The organism is Caulobacter endophyticus (assembly GCF_003116815.1).
Lineage (GTDB): Bacteria > Pseudomonadota > Alphaproteobacteria > Caulobacterales > Caulobacteraceae > Caulobacter > Caulobacter endophyticus.
On the sequence record NZ_QDKQ01000030.1, the window covers coordinates 1 to 20,006 of the forward strand.

The window sequence follows — 20,006 nt, forward strand, 5'->3', positions numbered from 1 at the left end:
AGCCGCGCATTCTCATGCACGTTCATCCGGGGCCTCCGGGCTAGAGTTTGGAGCTTCGCAACCCCAGCCTCTCAGCACCGCCCCGGGTGAACAACCTTCATAGCTTCGACATCTAGCCTGCCTCGCCTGCCGCCCCTAGAAGCGGACTCGCCGTTTTCGTGGGGACCTTGAGACATGCGCCGCCGCACCTTCTTCGCCGCCCTGCCCGCCGCCGCCTTCGCGGGGCAGGCCCTGGCGCAATCGCAGATCCTCACCGGCCCCAATCCGAACCGCAAGCGCCCCGACGTCCATGGCGGCGACCGGGTGGACGGCGCCACCTTCGCCTCGCGCTCGGCCGCCTGGGGGATTCACGGCGCCGCCGCCACCGCCCACCCGCTGGCGACCCAGGCCGCCATCGCCGTGCTCAAGAAGGGCGGCTCGGCGGCCGACGCAGCGGTAGCGGCCAACGCCATGCTGGGCCTGTGCGAGCCGATCGCCTGCGGCATCGGCGGCGACGCCTACGTTCTGCTCTGGGACCCCAAGACCCGCAAGGTGGTGGGCCTGAACGGCTCGGGCCGCTCGCCCAAGGGCCTGTCGCTGGAGACCGTCCGTGGCCGCGCCAAGGACGGCAAGATCCCCTCCTACGGCGCGATCAGCGTCAGCGTGCCCGGCGCCGTCGACGCCTGGCGCGCCCTGCACGAGCGTTACGGCAAGCTGAAGTGGGCCGAGCTGTTCGAACCGGCGATCGCCACGGCGCAGGAAGGCCACCCGATCACCCAGAACGTCGCCTTCTACCTGGCCGGCAGCCATCGCCGCTTCACCAATCCGGCCTCCAGCATCGAAGAGGTCGAGAACTTCAAGACGGTCTGGGCCCCGAACGGCAAGACCCCCGCCGAGGGCGAGATCTTCAGGAACCCGGCCCTGGCCCGCACCTATCGCCTGATCGCCCAGGGCGGCGGTCGGGCCTTCTACGAGGGCGAGATCGCCGAAACGATCGAGGCCTATTTCAAGCGCATCGGCGGCTGGATGACCAAGGCCGACCTGGCCGCCCACCGCTCGGTCTGGACCACCGTGCACACCACCGGCTACCGCGGCGTCGACGTCCACGCCCTGGGCGACAACACGCAGGGTCTGGCCACCTTGCAGATGCTCAACATCCTCGAGCAGTTCGACGTGGCGGGCATGGGCTTTCAGTCGGCCCAGGCGATCCACCACGCCGTCGAGGCCAAGCGTCTTGCCTATGAGGACCGCGCCCGCTTCTACGCCGACCAGGACTTCTACAAGTCGCCGATCGAGTGGCTGATCTCCAAGGACTACGCCAAGGAGCGCGCCAAGCTGATCCGTCCGGACAAGATCTGGACGCCAAGCTATCCGGGCACGGCGCCCAGCAAGGGCGACACCACCTATTTCACCACCGCCGACAAGGACGGGATGATGGTGTCGATCATCCAGTCGAACTATCGCGGCATGGGCTCGGGCCTGATGGCCGACGGCCTGGGCTTCATGTTCCAGGACCGGGGCGAGCTCTTCGCCCTGACCGACGGCCATCCCAATGTCTACGCTCCCGGCAAGCGGCCCTTCCAGACGATCATCCCGGGCTTCGCCACTCGCCAGGGCGAGCCGTGGCTGAGCTTCGGGGTCATGGGCGGTGACATGCAGCCCCAGGGCCAGACCCAGATCATCAGCAACATGGTCGACTTCGGCCTGGGCGTGCAGGAAGCCGGCGACGCGCCGCGCTGGCACCACGGCGGCTCGCCCGAACCCACCGGCATCGCCGCCGAGGACGTCGCCGCGCTCGACCTGGAAAGCGGCGTCCCGGCCGCCACCCGCAAGGCGCTGGAGGCCATCGGTTGGACCCTGAAGACCGACGCCGGCGGCTACGGCGGCTACCAGGCCATCGAACGCTGGCCGGGACGCTACGCGGCGGCGACCGAGATGCGCAAGGACGGGGTGGCGCTGGGGTATTGAGCAAGCTGCGTCGGACCTCAATGGAACCTCCCCCTCTGGGGGAGGCGATCGCGCAGCGATCGGTGGGGGGAGTTGGTGAGATCCTTCCGGCGCCTCGAAAGCTGAAAGCGCCCCCCACCGGCCTGCGGCCGCCTCCCCCACGAGGGGAGGCGCCCCCGATGCTCCCCCTGAAGGGGGAGCTGTCGCGGAGCGACTGAGGGGGAAGGGATTGCTGGCGTGGGGGAGCACTGATCTCATCAGGGACTTCCCCCTCCGGCCCTCCGGGCCACCTCCCCCTTCGGGGGGAGGATCTTGGGCGCACGGCTTCTCAGCCTCTCGCGCGATTGCGCAGAGCTTGTGGAGAGGGCGCGGGGCGTCCGGGCTTCGCCCGGATGTGTGAGTTCTAAGTACCGTTTCGACGAAGCATAGACGCCCCGCGCGATCGTTTGTCCTCAGGCCGGGGCGCGCGGGCCTCTTCCGCCCTGTGCCCCTTCCCCATGCAATGCGCCCCGTTTCTTGACGGCCAGGCGTGCATGGCGGCGCGAACCCTTGGACGGGCGGGAGCCTAGTCAGGCAAGCTCCCGATGGATGGGTTTACGTCCCCCATCCTCATTTAAGCCATCAGGCCCGGCTCACGCCGCTCCTTCAGCCCCGCTCGATCGCATCCACGTCGCCGCTTCGGGCCGGATCCTTGCGCCCTCTCCCTGCGACGGGACCCAATGATTATGCGGCGGGTTTCAGCGCGTCTGATCCAGGCGCATGAGAAAGTTGCAAGCGGTTGATCGCGTTCAGGTCTTTTCGCCGAACGCCGGGGATACGCGCTGCTCTATCCCCTTAACCAGGAACCTCCCCCTGTGGGGGAGGCGATCGCGAAGCGATCGGTGGGGGGAGTTGGTGCGGGATCGGCCAATTCCGCGGAAGCTGACAACTTCCCCCCACCGGCCTTCGGCCGCCTCCCCCACGGGGGGAGGTTCCTCGTGGTCGGCCCGGCCCCAGTAGACCCTTCCCCCTCCGGCCCTTCGGGCCACCTCCCCCTTCAGGGGGAGGATCTTGGGAAGCGGCACAAGAATTGCGGCCTGAATCCGGCAGAAACGGCGCCATTCCGGGTCGATAGGAACCACGTTCGAAACCTCCCGTTACTTATCCCGACAAGGATAAGCTGAGGAGGATCCAAATGCCTGCCTTGAACCTCGATGGTCCTGAACCCGCGATCGCCAATGCGGGCGATGGTTCTGCACTGTTTCCGCAAGCTCCGGTCTATGCGCGCACCTCGACGCGCAAGAAGAAGTCTTCGAGCAACCTGCCGCTGCTGATTGGCGCGCCGGTCGCCGTGGTCGCTGTCGGCGCCCTGGCCTGGGGGATCATGAGCAACCAGGCCCAGGCTCCGGCTTCGCAGGGCGAAAGCCTGCAGGTGGCCGAGGCCGCTCCCGTGGCCACGCCGGCTCCGGCGCCGACCCCGGCCCCGATGCCTGAACCGGCGGCCATGACGCCCGCCGCCACGCCGGCTCCCGCTCCGGCCGCGCGCACCCAGGTCGCTCGCGCCGAACCGCGCCCCGCCGCTCGCCGCGCCGCCCGTCCGGCCCCGGTGGAAAGCGCCCCGTCGGCCGAAGAGGCGTCGAGCAACGTCAGCGCCACCGTTCCGGCCCCGACGCCCGCCCCGGCGCCCGCCGCGCCTACCGCGATCGTCGCCGAACCGGCCCCTCTGGCGGTCCCGGCCCCGACGCCGGCGCCCGCTCCGGTTCCGGTCGTGCCCGTGACGCCCAACACGCCCCAGTAAAGACCGGCCAATAAGGGCCTGGAATGACGAAGGGCGGCTCCATCGCTGGAGCCGCCCTTTTTTCTGGGTTCTAGCCGAAGCTAGTTCACCACCACTTGTCGGCCTTGGCCGTGAAGCCGGCGGCCTTTTCGATGGCGCCGGCCACCGAGAACACCGTGCCCTCGTCCAGCGGCTTGCCGATGATCTGCAGACCCAGCGGCAGGCCGTTGGCGTCGAGGCCGGCCGGCAGGGACAGGCCCGGCAGGCCCGCCAGGTTGGTCGTCACCGTGAAGACGTCGTTCAGGTACATGGCGATCGGGTCGCTCGAATTCTCGCCCAGGCCGAACGCCGCCGAGGGCGCGGTCGGGGTGAGGATCGCATCGACCTTGGTCCAGGCGTTGTCGAAGTCCTCGGCGATGCGGCGGCGCACCTTCAGGGCCTTCAGGTAATAGGCGTCGTAATAGCCGGCGCTGAGTACGTAGGTGCCGATCAGGATGCGACGCTTGACCTCGTCGCCGAAGCCGCTCGCGCGGGTGTTCTCGTAGATTTCGGCGAGGTTGGCGCCCTCTTCGCGCAGGCCGTAGCGCATGCCGTCATAGCGGGCGAGGTTCGACGAGGCTTCGGCGGGCGCGACGATGTAGTAGGCCGGCAGGGCGTACTTGGTGTGCGGCAGGCTGATCTCGACGATCTCGCAGCCGGCTTCCTTCAGCCAGGCGACGCCGTCGTCCCACAGCTTCTGGATCTCGGCCGGCATGCCGTCGACGCGGTATTCCTTCGGCACGCCGATGCGCAGGCCCTTGACCGACTTGCCGACGAACTGGGTGAAGTCCGGCGTGGCGACGTCGAGGCTGGTGGAGTCCTTCTCATCGTGGCCCGACATCGAGTTCAGCAGCAGGGCCGCGTCCTCGACGGTCTTGGCGATCGGGCCGGCCTGGTCCAGCGAACTGGCGAAGGCGACGACGCCCCAGCGCGAGCAGCGGCCATAGGTCGGCTTGATGCCGACGGTGCCGGTGAAGGCGGCCGGCTGTCGGATCGAGCCGCCGGTGTCGGTGGCGGTGGCGCCCAGGCACAGGTCGGCGGCGACGGCCGCGGCGCTGCCGCCCGAGCTGCCGCCCGGGGTCAGGGCCTTGTTGCTGTCCTTGGCGCGCCAGGGATTGGTGACCGGGCCGAAGTAGCTGGTCTCGTTCGACGAGCCCATCGCGAACTGGTCGAGGTTCAGCTTGCCCAGCATCACCGCGCCGTCACGCCACAGGTTCGACGTCACGGTCGACTCATAGGCCGGGACGAAGTTTTCCAGGATCTTCGAGCAGGCCGTGGTGCGCACGCCCTTGGTGCAGAAGAGGTCCTTCACGCCCAGCGGCGCGCCGTCTAGCGGGCCGGCCTCGCCCTTGGCGCGGCGCTCGTCCGAGGCGGCGGCCATCTCCAGCGCCTGCTCCGGGGTCTCCAGGATATAGGCGTTGAGGCCGCGCGCGCCTTCGATGGCGTCGATGTGGGCGCGGGTCAGTTCGACCGAGGTGAAGTCCTTGGCGGCCAGGCCGTCGATGGCGCCCTTCAGGGTGAGCTTGGTAAGGGCGCTCATTATTCGACCACCTTGGGCACGACGAAGAAGTTGGAGACGGTCTTGGGCGCGTTGCCGGTCACGACCTGCGGTTCGCCGCCCATGGTGACGACGTCGTCGCGCAGCGGCAGGCCGGCGGCCACGACGCTGGTCAGCGGCTCGGCGCCGTCGGTGTCGACCTCGGCCAGCTGCTCGATCCACGTCATGATCCCGTTGAGCTCCTGGGCCAGAGCCTCGATGCGCTCTTCGGGTTCGGCGATGCGGGCGAGCCGGGCGACCTTGCGGACGGTCGCGGCGTCGATGGCCATGGGGCCTTCTCCAAGCAGTAGTGTTGTTTGCCCGCGTTCACGGACAGTCGAGGGGTGGGTTACCCGCCTAGCCTTGTCTTTGACAAGCCCGACGGCTCGCGCGGCGGGCTTTTCCTCGCGCGAAGCGCCGCAAAGGCGTAGAAGCCGCGCCATGCCCGTTCTCGACATCGAACAATTCGCCGCCGCCATTCCCGACTACAAGCCCGTCATCGGCCTGGATCCGGGCGAGAAGACCATCGGCGTGGCCGTGTCCGACGTGACGCTGACGGTCGCCAGCCCCCTGACAGTGATCCACAAGACCAAGTTCACCCAGGACGCCGCGGCTCTGTTCGACATCATCGACTACCGCAAGGTCGCCGGCATCGTCGTGGGCCTGCCGGTCAACATGGACGGCACCGAGGGCGTGCGCTGCCAGAGCAACCGGGCGCTCGCCCGCAACCTGCTGCGCCTGCGACCCGACCTCGTCATCACCTTCTGGGACGAACGCCTGTCGACGGCGGCGGTGACCCGCGTGCTGATCGACGAGCACGACGTCAACCGCAAGCGCCGCGGCGAGGTGGTGGACAAGATGGCGGCCGGCTGGATCCTGCAGGGCGCGCTGGAGCGGATGCGGGGGATCAGGGGGGAGCCGTAGGACTCTCCTTCCCTTCCCGCCCAAAGCCGCCTATGACGCGGGCTCATGACGGCTTCAGCCCATGATCCGAGCGCGGCGATCGAGACGATCCGCAAGCGCCTCTTCTCGTTCCCCAAGCGCCATTTCCTGTCGGCGGGCGATCTCAACGCGCCACAGGCGGCCGACCTTCTGGACCTGGCCGACGCCTTCGTGGCGTTGAACCGGCAGACGTCCAAGTCCCTCGACCTGCTCAAGGGACGGACGCTGATGAACCTGTTCTTCGAGAACAGCACCCGCACCCAGAGCTCGTTCGAGCTGGCCGGCAAGCGGCTGGGCGCCGACGTCGTCAACATGAACCCCAAGACCTCGTCGGTGGCCAAGGGCGAGACCCTGATCGACACCGCCGTGACGCTGAACGCCATGCGGCCCGACCTGCTGGTCGTGCGCCACGCCTCGTCGGGCGCGGCGTCCCTGCTCAGCCAGAAGGTCAGCGGCAGCGTCGTCAACGCCGGCGACGGCCAGCACGAGCACCCGACCCAGGCGCTGCTCGACGCCCTCTCCATCCGGCGGGCTTTCGGCCGCGTCTCGGGCCTGACCGTGGCCATCTGCGGCGACGTGCTGCACAGCCGCGTCGCCCGCTCGAACGTTGCTTTGCTGCAGATCCTGGGCGCCAGCGTGCGCCTGGTGGGCCCGCCCACCCTGATGCCGGCCCAGGCCGAGCGCTGGGGCGTGACCGTGCACCACGACATGAAGTCGGGCCTGGCCGGCGCCGACGTGGTGATGATGCTGCGCCTGCAGCTGGAGCGGATGCAGGGCGGCTTCGTGCCCTCGACCCGCGAATATTTCCGCTTCTATGGCCTTGATCGCGAGAAGCTGTCGCGCGCCGCTCCGGGGGCCAGGGTCATGCATCCGGGCCCGATGAACCGGGGCGTGGAGATCGACAGCGACGTGGCCGACGATCCGGCCGTCAGCCTGATCCAGGACCAGGTCGAGATGGGCGTCGCCGCCCGCATGGCCGTGCTCGCCGCCCTCGCCCACCGTCTCGAGGAGGAAGGCCGATGACCGCGCCCCAGCCGCTCGCCTTCGTCAACGCGCGCCTGGTCGATCCCGAGAGCGGCTATGACGGCCCCGGCGGCGTCATCGTTTCCGAAGGCGTCATTGCCGACGTGGCCAAGGGCCGCGAGTTCGGCAAGCTCAGCAAGGGCGTGCGAGTCGTCGACTGCGGCGGCGCCATGCTGGCCCCGGGCCTGATCGACCTGCGGGTCAAGACCGGCGAGCCGGGCGCGGAGACCAAGGAAACCCTGGCCAGCGCCGCCCGCGCGGCCGCGGCCGGCGGCGTCACCAGCTTCGTCGTCCAGCCCGACACCGATCCGGCGGTCGATGATCCCAGCACCGTCGACTTCCTGCTGCGCCGCGCGCGCGACATCGACGCCGCCCGCATCCTCTGCGCCGGCGCGGCCACCAAGGGCCTGCGCGGCGAGGAGATGGCCGAGATCGGCCTGATGCGCGAGGCCGGCTGCGTCTATGTCACCGACGCCGACAAGCCGATCGCCGACAGCAAGGTGTTCCAGCGCCTGCTCTCCTACGCCAAGGGCTTCGACACCATCCTGGCCCACCGCCCGCTCGACCCGTGGCTGGCCAAGGGCGGCGCGGCCACCGGCGGCGAGTTCGCCGCGCGGATGGGCCTGCCGTCGATCTCGCCGATGGCCGAGCGGATCATGCTGGAGCGCGACGTCGCCCTGCTGGAAGCCACGGGGGGGCGCCTGCTGGTCGACCAGCTGACCAGCGCCCAGGCGCTGGAGACGCTGGGCCGGGCCAAGAAGAAGGGCCTGCGGATCCACGCCAGCGTGTCGATCAACCACCTGTGCTTCAACGAGCTGGACATCGGCGACTACCGCAGCTTCGCCAAGCTGACCCCGCCCCTGCGCGGCGAGGATGATCGACAGGCCCTTATCGAGGCGCTCGCCGACGGCCTGATCGACATCGTCGTCAGCGCCCACGCCCCGGCCCCGGCCGAGGACAAGCGCCTGCCGTTCGACCAGGCAGCGCCCGGCGCCGTCGGCCTGGAAACGCTGCTGCCGGCGCTGCTGGGCCTCTATCACGACGAGCGCCTGCCGCTGATCGACCTGATCCGCGCCGTCACCCTGGCGCCGGCGTCCCTGCTTGGCCTGCAGACCGGCCGCATCGCGCCCGGCGCCCCGGCCGACCTCGTTCTGTGCGACCTGGACGCGCCGATCATCGTCGATGCGGCCCGCCTGCTGTCGAAGTCGAAGAACTCGCCGTTCGACGGCCGCAGGCTGCAGGGCCAGGTGCTGATGACGGTGGTCGACGGCCGCGTGGTGCACCGCGCCGAGGGGTGAGACGCCCCTGGATCGCGAGATCGAGACCGCATAGGTTGCCGGAAGTAACGGGGCAACACTCATGCGACTCGACCTGACACTTCTGGGCGCCGCCATCGGGGCGGCGCTCGCGACTTCTGCCGCCCAGGCCGCGTCGTTCACGCCGCCCAAGCCCAGCCCGGCGATCGAAGCCGAGCGCAAGCAGCTGGGCGACACGATCCTCAATCAGCCCGGCGTACAATTGCCCGACGACCGGGCGGAACTGGACGCCGCCCTGGCCGCGCGCGACTGGGGTCGCCTCGTCACGGCGATCAACGGCGTCCCCAGCCTCGACGCGGCTAACAGGATGGCCGACTGGGAGCGCTATCAGGTTTATCGCGGCGGCGGCTACAACGTGGTCTTCATGTACGTGCGCACATTGTCGGACATGGCCGCCTCGTACGAACGGGCCGCGCTGAAGAACCCCGACTACGCCGAAGCCGGCAAGGGCCTGCGCATGGCCGCCCTGTCGCAGCTGCTCTATCTGCAGGCGATCATCAAGGTCGATGGCGTGCGATGCGCCGACGCTACGGCGCCCGTCGCTCAGCGCGACCGGATTATGGAGGCGTCTGCGCCCTTCATGCAGGCGGGCCTAGCCCTGGAGCGCAAGGCGCTCGTCACCGCGCTGACGGCCGCCGCGCAGCAGGAGCGGTTGACCGCCAAGGTGCGCGACGCCGATCCCGACCTCTGCCGCGGCGGCCTGGAGGAGATCGGCGAGACCCTGGAAAAGTATCCCGATCGCGCCAAGGTCGCCGGCAAGGTCGCCGGCCGCCCGGGTACGACGATCGACGTGCCCGTCGATTTCTCGCGCCCGGCCCGCTACAGCGACCCCAAGACCTGGGACGCCAAGCGCGAACAGGCCCGGATCGGGCTGGAGGACATGCTGGGCGCGATGGTCGGCCTGACGCGCGCCAAGGTCCCATAGGAGGGAGCGCTTTCCCGCCGAGGGCTGAGGTCCGCTAGGACGGGCAGCCTTCGGTCGGAACCAGAGCGACGCGGGCGTGGTCCAGCTTGATCTGGCGAGCCTCGCCCATGTCGCCATAGACGCCGACCTGGGCCGTGCCCGACACGCCGACGGTCGCAGGATCGCCGGCGACGATCTCGACCAGGGCCAGGCCGCGCAGGTCGCCGATGTGGTCGCGGTCGAGGAAGGCCGCGCCGACCGAGGCCTGGCCGTCGAGGCCTCCCCGGCTGCGCGCCGGCGTCACCGACCAGCCGGCCGGGACGCGGCAGACCTTCGCGACCTTGGCGCCCGACAGCTTGAGACCGAAGGCGTCGACATAGTCGTTGGCCCCCAGCGCGATGCCCTGGATCGACAGCAGGAAGACGGTCGGGGCGGCCGGCTGGGCCTGCGGCTGCACCGGCCTGGGCGGCGCGACCTTGGCCGGGGCCGCGGGCGCAGGCTTGTCGGTCGCCCCCGGCTTGCCCACGAAGTGAGCGAGGGCCAGGGCGGCGCCGACGCCGAGCACGGCGGCGACGAGGATGGGAATCAGACGAGCGTAGCGCGGATCCTTCATGGCCCCTTCCATAGGCCAGGCCGGCGCGGCCGCCCAAGTCGAACTTCTCAAACGGAAGCATGAACCGGCGCGCGAAGCGGCTATAAGAGGCGAAAACAGGCTTGCCACCACGGTCGAGCTTGGCCATGTTTCGCTCGCGCAAAGGTAGCATTTCTTGGAAAGCCTCGCCCCCGTCGCCTATCTGACCCTCGCGATCGCCGTGATCGGGGGCTACCTGCTGGGCTCCATCCCGTTCGGCCTGATCGCCACGCGCCTGGGCGGGGCCGGCGACATCCGCAAGATCGGCTCGGGCAATATCGGCGCGACCAACGTGCTGCGCTCGGGCCGCAAGGACCTGGCGGCCATCACCCTGCTGGGCGACGGCGGCAAGGGCGCGGTCGCGGTGGGCCTGGCCCACCTGCTCAGCCACGGCAATCCGCTGGTCGTGGCCTTGGCTGGCGGCGCGGCCTTCGCCGGCCACATCTTCCCAGTCTGGCTGAAGTTCAACGGCGGCAAGGGCGTGGCCACCTTCTACGGCGTGCTGCTGGCGGCCGCCTGGCCCGTGGGCCTGCTGGCGGCGGCGACCTGGCTGGCCATGGCCGCCCTCTTCCGCATCAGCTCGCTGGCCGCCCTGACCGCCGCCGCCCTGGCCGCGCCCTTCGCCCTGGCCACTGACCGCCCCTACCCCATCCTGGGCCTGTGCCTGTTCATGGCCGTGCTGATCTACATCCGCCACAAGGACAACATCGCCCGCCTGCTGAAGGGCGAGGAGCCGAAGATCGGCAAGAAGAAGACGGCCGAAGGGCCGCCTCCCGAAGCCTGATGACGCGGGCCCTCTCGGATCAGGAACGCCTGGCCTGGCTTCGCCTGGCGCGCACCGAGACGGTCGGCCCCGTCGCCTTCGACCATCTTTTGCAGAGGTTCGGCTCGCCCGAACGCGCCCTCCAGGCCCTGCCCGACCTGGCCCGTCGGGCGGGCCGCGCAGCCCCGCTGAGGCCGCCTCCGACCGACGAGATCCAGCGCGAACTGGACGACGGCGCCAGACTGGGCGCCCGCCTGATCTGCGCCTGCGAGCCCGACTTCCCGCACCGCCTGGCCACGCTGGATCCGCCGCCGCCGGTGATCTGGGCGCTGGGCCACTACGAGCTCCTGCCGCAGGCCAGTATCGCCATCGTCGGCGCCCGCATCGCCTCGGCCGCCGGCCAGCGCTTCGCCCGGCAGCTGGCCGCGGAACTGGGCCAGCACGGCCATGTCGTGGTCTCGGGCCTGGCGCGCGGCGTCGACGGCGCGGCGCACGAGGGCTCGCTGGCCACCGGCACCGTCGCCGTGCTGGGCGGCGGCATCGCCGACATCTATCCGCCCGAGCACGCATCCCTGCACGCCCGCATCGCCGAGCGCGGCTGCATCGTCAGCGAAAGCGCCCCGCTGCGCCGCGCCCAGGCCAAGGACTTCCCCCGCCGCAACCGCATCATCTCTGGCCTGTCGCTGGGCGTGGTCGTGGTAGAAGCCGAGCTGAAGTCGGGCTCGCTGATCACCGCGCGCCTTGCCGCCGAGCAGGGCCGCGACGTCTTCGCCGTGCCCGGCTCGCCGCTGGATCCCCGCGCCAGGGGCCCCAACGACCTGATCCGCCAGGGCGCGATCCTGTGCGAGGGCGTCGAGGACGTGCTGCGCTCGCTGTCGGCCAGCCCGTCGATGCGCGAGCGCGAGCAGGCCTGGGACCCGGAGGAGGCGGCCGACGACCTGGACCACGACGCCCTGCGCGAACGCCTGGCCGCCCTGCTCTCGCCCACGCCCGTCTCGCGCGACGAACTGGTGCGCGCGACCAAGGCCCCGACCTCGGCGGTGATGGCCGCGCTAGTGGAACTGGCCCTGGCCGACCGGGCCGAACTGCTGCCGGGCGGGATGGTGGCGGGTGGATTGCCTTAGGTACTGGATATCCGTACCATGGAAATCACTTTCGACTGGGACATCGAAAAGGCGCGCATCAATTTCGCCAAGCACGGCGTGAGCTTCGAGGACGCCTGCTTCGCGATCCTGGACGAGTATCGCATCGAGGAAATCGACGACCGTTTCGAGTACGACGAAGAGCGGCTGCAGATCATCGGCCTAAGCTCGCTGGACCTCTTGTTCGTGGTGACCATCGCTCATGAAGAAAGCCACTACCGGATCATCTCGGCCCGCACCGCCACCCGGCACGAAGCGGATCGTTATTTCCGCGGCAAATCCTAACCCGCCCAAGGGAAACACCGATTGGGCGCGGCTACGGACGATGACCGACGAAGAGGTCATGGCCGCGGCCCTGTCCGATCCCGACGCCCAGCCGATGACCAAGGAGCAGCTAGCGCGCGCCAAGCGGGTCAATCTGATCAAGGGCATCCGGACCAAGCTGTTCATGACACAGGCCGAGTTCGCCGCCGCATACCAGCTTCCCCTGGCCACGGTTCGCGACTGGGAACAGGAGCGCACGACTCCCGACGCCCCTGCCCGCGCGCTGCTGAAGGCCATCGTGGCCGACCCGGAAACCGTGCGGCGGCTGATCAACGGTCAAGCGGCGTGACACCCCTCTCTCTAAAGAGAGAGGCCGACAGGCGAATGTCCGGCAATTGCGAAGGTTCGCACAGCCGCCGTTGACATTGTCATAGGCTCGCCCCCACTTTCCGGCGCTCGCCCCCTGGTTCGCCCGGAAGGCGATCCACCTCCCCTAGCCCAGAGTCGTAATGAACGTCGTCGTCGTCGAGAGCCCGGCCAAGGCCAAGACCATCAACAAGTACCTCGGGTCCGACTACACGGTTCTGGCCTCCTACGGGCACATCCGCGATCTGCCCAGCAAGGACGGCTCGGTCGAGCCCGATAACGACTTCGCCATGAGCTGGGAGGTCGACGCCAAGTCGTCCAAGCGCATTTCCGACATCGTCGATGCGCTGAAGGGGGCCGACCGCCTGATCCTCGCCACCGACCCGGATCGCGAAGGGGAAGCGATCAGCTGGCACGTGCTCGAGGTGCTGAACAAGAAGAAGGCGCTGAAGGACAAGCAGATCCAGCGCGTCACCTTCAACGCCATCACCAAGGCCGCCGTGACCGAGGCCATGAGGGCCCCGCGCGACCTCGACATGGAGCTGGTCGAGGCCTATCTCGCCCGCCGCGCCCTCGACTATCTGGTCGGCTTCACGCTCTCGCCGGTGCTGTGGCGGAAGCTTCCGGGTTCGCGCTCGGCTGGCCGCGTGCAGTCGGTGGCCCTGCGCCTGGTCGTCGACCGCGAGATCGAGATCGAGCGCTTCAAGACCCAGGAATACTGGACCGTCGACGCCGACGTCTCGGCCGGCAGCGATCCGTTCCTGGCGCGCCTGGTCAAGCACGACGGCAAGAAGCTCACCAAGTTCGACCTCGGCAACGAGACCTCGGCGCTTGCCGCCAAGGCCGCCGTGCAGGCGGCGACCTTCAAGGTCGAGGCCGTCGAGAAGAAGCCGGGCAAGCGTTCGCCCGCCCCGCCCTTCACCACCTCGACCCTGCAGCAGGAAGCCGCCCGCAAGCTGGGCTTCTCGGCCCAGCGCACCATGCAGGCCGCCCAGAAGCTGTATGAAGGCATCGACATCGGCGGCGAGACCGTCGGCCTGATCACCTACATGCGTACCGACGGCGTCTCGATCGCGCCGGAAGGCATCGCCGACGCCCGCGACGTGATCGGCAATGTCTACGGCAAGGACTACGTGCCGGACGCCCCGCGCATCTACAAGTCGAAGGCCAAGAACGCCCAGGAGGCCCACGAAGCCATCCGCCCGACCAGCATGCGCCGCAACCCCGGCTCGCTGCGCCTGGATCCGGACCTGGGGCGCCTGTACGAGCTGATCTGGAAGCGCACCATCGCCTCGCAGATGGAAAGCGCCCGCATCGAGCGCACCACCGTCGACCTGGAAAGCCACGACGGCCGCACCGGCCTGCGCGCCACCGGCCAGGTGGTGCTGTTCCCCGGCTATCTGGCCGTCTACGAGGAAGGCCGCGACGACGAGGAAGGCGAAGACAGCGCCCGCCTGCCGGCCATTGTCGAGGGCGCCGCCGCCAAGGTCATCGAGGCCCGCGCCGACCAGCACTTCACCGAACCGCCTCCGCGCTATTCCGAAGCCAGCCTCGTCAAGAAGATGGAAGAGCTGGGCATCGGCCGCCCGTCGACCTACGCCTCGGTGCTGACCGTGCTGCGCGACCGCGAATATGTGCGGATGGAAAAGCAGCGCTTCATTCCCGAAGACAAGGGCCGCCTGGTCACTGCATTCCTGGAGCAGTTCTTCCGCCGCTACGTGGAGTACGACTTCACCGCCTCGCTGGAAGAGCGCCTCGACCTGGTCTCGGACGGCCAGCTCGACTGGAAGGAATTCCTGCGCGAGTTCTGGAAGGACTTCCACGCCGCCGTCGGCGAGATCGCCGAGCTGCGCACCACCAACGTGCTCGACGCGCTGAACGACGCCCTGGGCCCGCACATCTTCCCCGACAAGGGCGACGGCTCCAACCCGCGCCTGTGCCCGACCTGCGGCTCGGGCATGCTGTCGCTGAAGACGGGCAAGTTCGGCGCCTTCATCGGCTGCTCAAACTATCCGGAATGCCGCTATACCCGCCAGCTGGGCGTGGCCGAGGGCGACGGCGAGGCCGAAAGCGCAGACAAGGAACTGGGGATCAACCCCGCCACCGGCCGCGCCGTGTGGCTGAAGAACGGTCGCTTCGGCCCCTATGTCGAGGAAGTGGCGGCGGAAGGCGAGAAGCCCAAGCGCTCGTCCCTGCCCAAGGGCTGGACGCCGGCGGCGCTGGACCTGGAGAAGGCCCTGCGCCTGCTGAGCCTGCCCCGCGAGGTCGGCATGCACCCCGACGACGGCAAGCCGATCACGGCGGGCCTGGGGCGCTTTGGTCCGTTCGTGCTGCACGACGGCACCTACGCCAACCTGGAGAACGCCGACGAGGTGTTCGACGTCGGTCTCAACCGCGCCGTCGCCATACTGGCCGACAAGCGGGCCGGAGGCGGGCGTCCGCAGCGCGCGGCCGCCGCGGCCCTGGCCGAGCTGGGCAATCACCCCGAGGACGGCAAGCCCGTGCGGGTGCTGTCGGGGCGCTTCGGCCCGTACATCAAGCACGGCGACACCAACGCCAACGTGCCCAAGGGCGCCGATCCGGCGGCCCTGACCCTGGCCGAGGCCGTGACCCTGCTGGCCGAGCGCGTCGCCAAGGGCGGCGGCAAGAAGCCGGCCAAGAAGGCCGCCGCGCCGAAGAAGGCGCCCGCCAAGGCGAAGGCCACGAAAGCCGAGGGCGACGCCGCCGAGGCCAAGCCGAAAAAGGCCGCCGCCAAGACCACGGCGGCCAAGAAGCCAGCCGCCAAGAAGGCGCCGGCCAAGGCCAAGACCGAGGCGTGACGAGCGACGGACGGGGAGAGTAGACTATCGCCATGACCACGCTCGAACGTCCTTTGCCGCTGCCGCTGGTGGTGGTCCTGCTGTCGGCGGTCAGCGTCGTGGGCTTCGTGCTGGGCCTGCGCGGCGCGCTGGACACCGGCAAGCCGGCCGACGCGGTCTCGACCGCGCCGCTGGCCGAGGTGTCGGGCGTGCCGGTCAAGGACGCGACCCCGGCCCCGGTCGAGGTCGCCCCGCCGCCTCCCCCGCCTGCACCCAAGCCGGTCGAGGAAGCGCCCGAGGAGGTCGCTCCCGAGACCCCGCCGGTGGTCCAGGCCCCGGTCGCGCCCGTGACCCCGCCGCCGGCCGAGAAGAAGCCCGAGGTTCCGTCCGCCCAGCAGACGCCGCAGCGGATCGAGGACCTCTACTAGGACGATCGTCGCGTGAGCAGCCCGGAAGACCGCAAGGCTGTTCGTTCGACCCTTGCTTGGGCGGCCAGCACGATCGTGGTCGTGCTGCTGATCTTCAACTGGCAGTTACTGCTAGGGCTCTTCTGGGTGATGACGGCGGAGCGCCGGCCAGCCCTGCTACGTGACGCCAAATGGGACCAGCCGGCCTCGGCCGTGCGGTTTGAGGCCAGGTTTCATACGGGCGCGCCCGAACCTGAGCTCCTGAAATGGCTGGGTAGGAACAGCTTCAGGGTGAACCGGAGCGAGCGCAGCGCGACGCGGGACATCGCCGGCTTTCCCTGCACGGAGGCCCTGCGCATCGATTGGGCCGCCGACCAGGCCGGGCGGCTGACCCGGCGCCAGGCGACCGTCCGACAGATCGCCTGCCTGTAGCTTCGCCGCGCCAGCCCGTTCCCCTCGGAGCTGAAACGGCTTAGAGGGAAGCAATGGCCAAACCTCGCCTCCCCAAGACCGCCTCTCCCAAGATCTCGCGCCCGAAGATGGCTTCGAAGGCTCGCCCGCCCGCGGGCCTGCCAGACAAGGAGACGCTGCTGGCGTTCCTGCGCGACGCCGGCGAGGCCGCCAAGGCCGATATCGCCCGCCACTTCGGCCTGAAGGGCGCCGATCGCCGCGCCCTGCGCGAGATGATCCGCGAGATGGAGGCGCAGGGCCAACTGGGCAAGCGCGGCCGCCGCGGCTTCGCCGAGGCCGGCGCCCTGCCTCCTGTCGGCGTGGCTGACGTGATCGAGCGTGACGCCGACGGCGACCTCTTCGTCAAGCTGACCAAGGCCGACGAGGACGTCCCGATGGTGCGCCTGGCGCCCGATCGCCGCGAGGCCGCCGCTGGCGCTCCGGGCCTGGGCGACCGCCTGCTGGTGCGGTTCGAGAAGCTGGAGAGCGGCGAGTACGAGGCCCGCCTGATCAAGCGCCTGGGCCAGAGCGCCCACAAGGTGCTGGGCGTGGTGCGCAAGCAGCGCCGCGAGATCCGCGTCGAGCCGGTCGACCGCAAGTCCAAGGAAAGCTTCGTCCTCGACGTCTCCCAGCCGGGCGTGTCCGACCTGAAGGACGGCGACCTGGTGGTCGTGCAGCAGAGCGGCCATGCCAGCCGCTACGGCCCCAAGCCGTGCCGCGTGCTCGAGACCGTGGGCAACGAGGAGGATCCGCGCGCCGCCTCGCTGATCGCCATCCATAGCCACGGCATCCCGACCGGCTTCTCCGACGAGGCCGAGCAGGAGGCCAAGGCGGCCAGGGAGCCGACGCTGGAGGGCCGCGAGGACCTGCGCGACCTGCCGTTCGTGACCATCGACCCGGTGGACGCCCGCGACCACGACGACGCCGTCTACGCCCATCCCGACGACAGCGAGAACAACAAGGGCGGCTGGGTGGTCTGGGTGGCCATCGCCGACGTCGCCGCCTATGTCCGCCCGGGCTCGGCCCTGGACCGCGACGCCCGCGACAAGGGCAACAGCGTCTACTTCCCCGACCGGGTGGAGCCGATGCTGCCCGAGACCCTGTCGAACGGCCTGTGTTCTCTGCGCGAAGGCGAGAACCGCGCCACCCTGGCCGTGCGGATGGTGTTCGACAGGAACGGCCGCAAGACCAGCCACCGCTTCGTGCGCGGCCTGATGCGCAGCGCCGCCAAGCTTTCGTACGAGCAGGCCCAGGCCGCCATCGACGGCACGCCTCCGCCTGCAGGCCAGGACCCCGACAAGGCTCCGCCCCTGCTGGACGCGATCCTGAAGCCCCTGTGGGAGGCTTTCCGCCTGATGGGCAAGGGCCGTGAGCAGCGCTCGCCGCTGGCCATTGAAAGCGACGAGCGCCGCATCGTCATCACCAAGGACGGCGAGATCGCCTCGATCACCCGCCGCGCCAGCCTCGAGGCCCACAAGCTGATCGAGGAGATGATGATCCAGGCCAACGTCTCGGCCGCCGAGAGCCTGGAGGCCAAGCGCTCGCCGCTGATCTACCGCGTGCACGACACGCCGAGCCTGGAGAAGGTGCAGAACCTCGCCGAATTCCTGCAGACCCTGGAGATCCGCTGGAACAAGGGCGAGGCCCCGCAGACCGCGCGCTTCAACAAGCTGCTGGAAGACACCCGCGAGAGCCCGCACGCGGCGATCATCAACGAGGTGGTGCTGCGCACCCAGATGCAGGCCCACTATTCCAGCGACAACATCGGCCACTTCGGCCTGAACCTGGCCAAGTACGCCCACTTCACCAGCCCGATCCGGCGCTATGCCGACCTGATCGTGCACCGCGGCCTGATCCGGGCGCTGGGCCTGGGCGACGACGGGCTGACCGACCAGGACATCGCGCGGATCAAGGACACCGCCGAGGTCATCACCCACGCCGAGCGCCGGGCCATGGCCGCCGAGCGCGACGCCACCGACCGCTACATCGCCTCGTTCCTGGCCGACCGGGTGGGCGCCACCTTCAGCGGCCGCATCACCGGCGTCACCCGCTTTGGCCTGTTCATCAAGCTGGACGAGACCGGCGCCGACGGCCTGGTGCCGATCTCCAACCTCGGCGAGGAATACTTCGTCCACGACGAGAAGCTGCACTCGCTGGTCGGCGAGCGCACCGGCAAGCGCTGGCCGCTTGGCCTCTCGGTCGAGGTGCGGCTGCGCGAGGCCACGCCGGTGACCGGCGGCCTGCTGTTCGAGATGCTGACCGACCCGCTGCCGGCCGATCCGAAACTGCCAAGACCGCGCCTGGGCGCGCGGCGGCAGGCGGCGGTCAAGCCGCGCGGCGGCCTGCCCAAGGGCGTGCGGCGGGGGAAGCGGCGGTAAGATCCTCCCCCTGAAGGGGGAGGTGTCGGCGCAGCCGACGGAGAGGGATGTATCTGCTGAATTCGGAGCGGGGTGAGAGGCCGAAGCCTCTTCCCCCTCCGGCCCTTCGGGCCACCTCCCCCTCCAGGGGGAGGATTTTTAGCCGACCGGCTTCTCGATCTCGTAGACCACGTCTTCCAGCTTCTGCAGGATCAGCGTCTGGGCGTCGCGGACGCCCTGGTTGAAGAACGCCGGGCCCAGGGTTTCGCCGATGAAGTCGAGCAGGAAGCCCGCTTCCAGCCCGCTGACCGGGCGATCGAGCTCGTCGCGCATGTAGAGCGTCAGCTTGCGCAGGGCAGCCTCGCGCACATCCTTGTCGAGCTCGATGCGGGCCATGGTCAGCCGATGGCCCCGAAGCACCAGGCCAGGACCGACTTCTGGGCGTGGATGCGGTTTTCGGCCTCGTCCCAGACCAGCGAGCGCGGGCCGTCGAGGACGGCGTCGGTGACTTCTTCGCCGCGGTGCGCGGGAAGGCAGTGCAGGAACACGCCGTCGGGCTTGGCCAGGTCCATCAGGGCGTCGTCGACCTGATAGGGCTCGAAGGCCTTCAGGCGCTCGTCATGGTCGGTGTCGCCCATCGAGACCCAGGTGTCGGCCACGACCACGTCGGCGCCGCGCACGGCTTCTTTGGGGTCCTCGCTCATGGTCACGTCGCCGTTCAGGCCGGCGGCGCGGGCCAGGTCGTGCAGGTCGGCGTGATAGACCGCCGGGCAGGCGATCCTCAGCTTGAAGCCCAGCAGCGGGGCGGCGTGGATGAAGCTGGAGCAGACGTTGTTGCCGTCGCCCACCCAGGCGATGGTCTTGCCGCCCACGTCGCCGCGATGCTCTTCGATCGTCAGCAGGTCGGCCATGATCTGGCACGGGTGGCTCTTGTCGGTCAGGCCGTTGATCACCGGCACGGTGGAGACCTGGGCGAAACGCTCGACGTCGGCGTGGACGTTGGCGCGGATCATCACCGCGTCGACCATGCGCGACAGCACCTTGGCGGTGTCCTCGATGGTCTCGCCGCGGCCCAGCTGCATGTCGGAGGCCGTGGAGATGATGGCGTCGCCGCCCAGCTGGCGCATGGCCGCGTCGAACGAGAAGCGGGTGCGGGTCGAGTTCTTCTGGAAGATCATCGACAGCACGCGGTCCTTGGCGGGCGCGTCGGCGTCGATGCGGCCCTGCGGCCAGCCCTTGCGGGCGGTCTTGCGGGCCTTGGCGTCCTCGAGGATCAGGCGCAGCGTGGCGCCGTCGAGCTTCCAGAGGTCGATGAAGTGACGGGGGGCGGTCATCTCAGGCCACCTTTCCGAAAATGGGCTGGAGTGGACGCCCCCGCCGGTGAG

General features: G+C 69.5%; 19 protein-coding genes. 14 read left to right on the plus strand and 5 right to left on the minus strand.

Translation table 11 applies throughout. The annotated features are described in order from the left end of the window. Positions 1-174 precede the first annotated feature (174 nt). Together ggt and DDF67_RS06925 are read left to right on the plus strand one after the other, a co-directional pair. Positions 175-1,947 (plus strand): gamma-glutamyltransferase, encoded by a 1,773-nt coding sequence (gene ggt, locus DDF67_RS06920; protein ID WP_109100175.1) that lies wholly within the window; start codon positions 175-177, stop codon positions 1,945-1,947. 1,153 nt (positions 1,948-3,100) lie between these two features. Then, complete coding sequence (locus DDF67_RS06925; RefSeq protein WP_109100176.1) at positions 3,101-3,703, plus strand: hypothetical protein; 603 nt, start codon at positions 3,101-3,103, stop codon at positions 3,701-3,703. 85 nt (positions 3,704-3,788) lie between these two features. On the opposite strand, the gene gatA is transcribed toward DDF67_RS06925, so the two are convergent. Further along, positions 3,789-5,261 carry an Asp-tRNA(Asn)/Glu-tRNA(Gln) amidotransferase subunit GatA gene (gene gatA / locus DDF67_RS06930; RefSeq protein WP_109100177.1) on the minus strand — a complete coding sequence of 491 codons (1,473 nt, stop codon included), beginning with the start codon at positions 5,259-5,261 and terminating at the stop codon, positions 3,789-3,791. Then, complete coding sequence (gene gatC / locus DDF67_RS06935; RefSeq protein WP_109100178.1) at positions 5,261-5,548, minus strand: Asp-tRNA(Asn)/Glu-tRNA(Gln) amidotransferase subunit GatC; 288 nt, start codon at positions 5,546-5,548, stop codon at positions 5,261-5,263. Before gatC ends, gatA begins: the two co-directional genes overlap by 1 nt. Positions 5,549-5,699: 151 nt before the next feature. Here gatC and ruvX point away from each other — a divergent pair, with 151 nt between their 5' ends. The 4 genes from ruvX to DDF67_RS06955 all read left to right on the plus strand — a co-directional run bounded on the left by ruvX (position 5,700) and on the right by DDF67_RS06955 (position 9,464). Further along, positions 5,700-6,182 (plus strand): Holliday junction resolvase RuvX, encoded by a 483-nt coding sequence (gene ruvX, locus DDF67_RS06940; RefSeq protein WP_109100179.1) that lies wholly within the window; start codon positions 5,700-5,702, stop codon positions 6,180-6,182. Positions 6,183-6,227: 45 nt separating this feature from the next. Beyond that, positions 6,228-7,223: an aspartate carbamoyltransferase catalytic subunit gene (locus DDF67_RS06945; protein ID WP_109100180.1), complete on the plus strand. Its 996-nt coding sequence runs from the start codon at positions 6,228-6,230 to the stop codon at positions 7,221-7,223. Beyond that, complete coding sequence (pyrC, locus tag DDF67_RS06950) at positions 7,220-8,521, plus strand: dihydroorotase (RefSeq protein WP_109100181.1); 1,302 nt, start codon at positions 7,220-7,222, stop codon at positions 8,519-8,521. The genes DDF67_RS06945 and pyrC overlap by 4 nt, the downstream gene beginning before the upstream one ends. Before the next feature lie 61 nt (positions 8,522-8,582). Continuing rightward, on the plus strand, positions 8,583-9,464 hold the full coding sequence (locus DDF67_RS06955) for a hypothetical protein (protein ID WP_109100182.1): 882 nt from the start codon (positions 8,583-8,585) through the stop codon (positions 9,462-9,464). Positions 9,465-9,498: 34 nt separating this feature from the next. Here the strand turns inward: DDF67_RS06955 and DDF67_RS06960 are convergent, their stop codons facing one another. Then, a complete protein-coding gene (locus tag DDF67_RS06960; RefSeq protein ID WP_146197971.1) occupies positions 9,499-10,056 on the minus strand; it encodes a hypothetical protein in 558 nt (185 codons plus the stop codon). Between the two features lie 154 nt (positions 10,057-10,210). Between DDF67_RS06960 and plsY the strand changes: the two genes are divergently transcribed. From plsY to rnr, 8 genes are all read left to right on the plus strand, one after another. Continuing rightward, the gene (gene plsY, locus DDF67_RS06965) at positions 10,211-10,858 is read left to right on the plus strand and encodes a glycerol-3-phosphate 1-O-acyltransferase PlsY (protein WP_109100184.1); all 648 of its coding nucleotides are present in this window, start codon (positions 10,211-10,213) and stop codon (positions 10,856-10,858) included. Further along, positions 10,858-11,961 (plus strand): DNA-processing protein DprA, encoded by a 1,104-nt coding sequence (gene dprA / locus DDF67_RS06970; protein WP_109100185.1) that lies wholly within the window; start codon positions 10,858-10,860, stop codon positions 11,959-11,961. Before plsY ends, dprA begins: the two co-directional genes overlap by 1 nt. 18 nt (positions 11,962-11,979) lie before the next feature. Beyond that, positions 11,980-12,264, plus strand: a complete 285-nt coding sequence (locus DDF67_RS06975) for a BrnT family toxin (protein WP_199229178.1) — start codon at positions 11,980-11,982, stop codon at positions 12,262-12,264. Positions 12,265-12,304: 40 nt separating this feature from the next. Next, positions 12,305-12,592 (plus strand): helix-turn-helix domain-containing protein, encoded by a 288-nt coding sequence (locus DDF67_RS06980; RefSeq protein ID WP_109100187.1) that lies wholly within the window; start codon positions 12,305-12,307, stop codon positions 12,590-12,592. 160 nt (positions 12,593-12,752) lie between these two features. Beyond that, complete coding sequence (gene topA / locus DDF67_RS06985) at positions 12,753-15,428, plus strand: type I DNA topoisomerase (RefSeq protein WP_109100188.1); 2,676 nt, start codon at positions 12,753-12,755, stop codon at positions 15,426-15,428. Positions 15,429-15,460: 32 nt separating this feature from the next. Next, complete coding sequence (locus DDF67_RS06990) at positions 15,461-15,835, plus strand: hypothetical protein (RefSeq protein ID WP_109100189.1); 375 nt, start codon at positions 15,461-15,463, stop codon at positions 15,833-15,835. 12 nt (positions 15,836-15,847) lie between these two features. Next, on the plus strand, positions 15,848-16,246 hold the full coding sequence (locus DDF67_RS06995) for a hypothetical protein (RefSeq protein WP_109100190.1): 399 nt from the start codon (positions 15,848-15,850) through the stop codon (positions 16,244-16,246). 107 nt (positions 16,247-16,353) lie between these two features. After that, positions 16,354-18,642 carry a ribonuclease R gene (rnr, locus tag DDF67_RS07000; RefSeq protein ID WP_408608594.1) on the plus strand — a complete coding sequence of 763 codons (2,289 nt, stop codon included), beginning with the start codon at positions 16,354-16,356 and terminating at the stop codon, positions 18,640-18,642. A 138-nt stretch (positions 18,643-18,780) separates the two neighbouring features. Here the strand turns inward: rnr and DDF67_RS07005 are convergent, their stop codons facing one another. Continuing rightward, the gene (locus tag DDF67_RS07005) at positions 18,781-19,041 is read right to left on the minus strand and encodes a DUF2164 domain-containing protein (RefSeq protein WP_233247567.1); all 261 of its coding nucleotides are present in this window, start codon (positions 19,039-19,041) and stop codon (positions 18,781-18,783) included. Further along, the gene (gene argF, locus DDF67_RS07010) at positions 19,020-19,955 is read right to left on the minus strand and encodes an ornithine carbamoyltransferase (RefSeq protein WP_109100192.1); all 936 of its coding nucleotides are present in this window, start codon (positions 19,953-19,955) and stop codon (positions 19,020-19,022) included. The genes DDF67_RS07005 and argF overlap by 22 nt, the downstream gene beginning before the upstream one ends. Between the last annotated feature and the right edge of the window lie 51 nt (positions 19,956-20,006).